This is a genomic window from bacterium (assembly GCA_021372515.1).
Classification (GTDB): Bacteria; Gemmatimonadota; Glassbacteria; order GWA2-58-10; family GWA2-58-10; genus JAJFUG01.
On record JAJFUG010000166.1, the window covers coordinates 1 to 2,748 of the forward strand.

The window sequence follows — 2,748 nt, forward strand, 5'->3', positions numbered from 1 at the left end:
CCGCCCCGTGTTGTCGGTCCAGGCGCCGCTGGTGATCCCGGTGCCGGGGTGGAACCCGTGGCCCAGGTTGTACTCGCTCAGGCACTCGGTCACGGTGACGTTGTCGCCGCGCTGCATGCTGATCCCATCCCCGGGCCAGGCCTTCACGTGCAGGCGCGAGATGATCGCGTCGGTCACGGCGTTGAAATGCACCGCGCTGACCGTGAACTCGTTCTTGAACATGGCTCCGCGTTCCAGGTTGCCCTGGATGAACAGGTCCTCCACCCGGATGCCGCCCGCCTCCAGGGCGTAGATCGCGGGATGGAAGTTATTCACTCCGGCCTGTTCCTTGAGCAGGTAGTCGTGGGTCAGCTCGCGGTCGAGCCGCAGGCTGTTGCCCTCGATGGCGGCGACAATGGCATGTGTGCAGTACCAGCCGTAGCTTTCGTCGCTGAACACGGTCACCTCATCGCCCACGGCCAGGCCCTTCACGCTTTCGGCTTTGACCTCGCGCGCACCCTTGAGGGCATCCGCGGCCAGTTTCACCTCCACGCAGCTCTTGCGGCGCACGATCCGGCTCTGCTCGCCCTGGCCGTGCAGGTAGACCCCGGAGCGCAGGTTGACCGAGCGGATGAGGCTGTACTCGCCGGCGGGCAGAAACACGATCCCGCCCGAGGCGGGCAGGGCATCCACCGCTTCCTGGATGCCGGAGGTGGGCGAGCCGGGGCTGTAGAAATCGGCCACGCTGACCGAGGCGGCAGGCGCGGGGCCCGCGGCGGAAGCGACAGAGACACTCATAGCGAGCAAGGCCAAAACGGTGCGCAGGGCTGACATGGCGGTATTCTCCGGTTGAGGGGACAGAAAGAGGAGGACTTTGTGGACAATTTTAGGTCCCCGCCCGGTGGGGGTCAAGGGAGAAAGCTGGCGGGGCCTGGGCGGCCGGGACTGTTCTGCGTAATTGTTTTGATTGTCACGAATGCCTGTTATATATTCGGATCCGGTTTCGCTCTCTCCCGGGATGGACAGACCCTAACCCCAACCATCCGGACCGCCCGTGCTCAAAAAAATCCTGTTCACGCTCATCCCCCTGGCCGTTCTGCTGGCCTGCCTCGAACTCGGACTGCGCCTGTTTTTCCCCACCAGTTTCGTTTATTTCCCCAAGATGTTCACCGCCGATGCGTTCCTCGGCTACCGTCTGCTGCCCGGTTTCAGCGGGCGGATTGTGACCCGCGAGTTCAACGCGCCCCTGAGCGTGGACAGCCGCGGGTTCCGCCGCAACGGAGAGCCATCCGCCGCGGACCCGACCCGCCGGATCGTTTTCCTGGGCGATTCCTTTGTCATGGGTTACGGGGTCCGGGACGAGGAGTCGGTCACCAGCCTGACCGCCAGCCGGCTCAACGCGCTCGACAGCACCCAGGTCTACGAGACTGTCAACATGGGGGTCTGGGGTTACGGCACAGTGAGGGAGATAGCCGAATTCTGCCTTTACGGCCGGGAGTTCAGGCCGGACATGCTGGTGCTGGGCTATTTCTACAACGATCCGAGCGACAACCGAAGGATCTCCGCGCGCTACGGGGTTCAGCAGAAATTCGGGCCGGACGGTACGGCGGATGCCCTGTGCCGGCATTCCTACCTGGCCGCCCTGGTGCAGTACAAGCTTACGGGCGGGGTGCCGCACGCGCCGGACAGCACTTTCCTGAAATGGGACCCCGAATGGGACCCGCTCTGCTTTTTCCGCCGGGCGCAGACCCCGGAGAGCCTTGTCCTGCAGGCCAACGAGGAGCGCCTCCTGGCCCGTCTCAAAGCCGTCTGCGACAGCCTGGGCTGCCGTCTGTGCGTCTTCTACATCCCCCACCCGCTCGAGATACGCGCCGACAAGATGGAATACCTGAAGAAACTGAACCCGGCGGCAGAGCGATATCTCAGCCTCGACCCGGCGGAGGTCGACCTGGACCGTCCGCGCGATTGCCTGCGCCAGGCCTGCCTGGGCCTCGGGATCAGCTTCCTGGACCTCAAGCCGGCGTTCCTTGCCTCCGCCGCGCGTGACTCGTTGTATTTCCGGGTGGACGGCCATTGGTGTCCCCGGGGGCACGACCTGGCCGCCGAAGCCCTGGCCGAGTTCCTGGTCGACGAGTTCCGCTCCGCGCCCGCCACGGCACCGGTGGACAGCGCCCGGAGCGATTCTGTTCTGGCTGGCACGCTCAAGGACCTGGCACGTTTCCCCTTTGTCTTCACGGATTATTTCCGGTACTCTTACTTCTGCCTGGCGGCAGGGGACTATGTCGGGGCCCTACCCCAGATAAAAAAGGTGGTGGAGAGGGCGCCTTACACCAGCGAGGGTTATTTCTACCTCGGTGTGATCTACCAGGCGCTCGACTCCCTGGAGGCGGCCGGCCGCGCCGACTCCACCTCCCTGTATTGGAACCCGGCCCGGAGCGAGGCCCTGTTCAACCTGGGGCGGGTCAGGCTGCGGCAGAAACAATGGGAACAGGCCCTGCAATGTTTCGAAAGCCTGAGCCGGACCGAGCCGGACAACCGTCTCGCGCGGTTCTGGGAGGCGTTTCTCTGCTGCTGTATCGGACGGTTCGGGCTGGCGCAGGAAAAGCTGCGCGCCCTGGTGGCGGACAACCCGGATTACGGTGATGCCGCCGCGCTGCTGGAGGCCCTGGAGCAAAGGCGCTCGAGCCTGCAGCAGACCCGCGAGTTCTTCCAGCTCTACGGCGGTGCGGTGGTCTGTTTCATGAACGGCGATCTGGGCGCCGCGCTGCG

At 64.8% G+C, this 2,748-nt stretch carries 2 protein-coding genes; one reads left to right on the forward strand and one right to left on the reverse strand.

All coding sequences use genetic code 11. The annotated features are described in order from the left end of the window. The coding region (locus LLH00_15325) for a hypothetical protein (GenBank protein MCE5272650.1) at positions 1–813 on the reverse strand (813 nt) is incomplete at its 3' end. Positions 814–1,033: 220 nt separating this feature from the next. Between LLH00_15325 and LLH00_15330 the strand changes: the two genes are divergently transcribed. Next, positions 1,034–2,748 (forward strand): hypothetical protein (locus LLH00_15330; GenBank protein MCE5272651.1); only part of this gene is annotated, 1,715 nt, incomplete at its 3' end.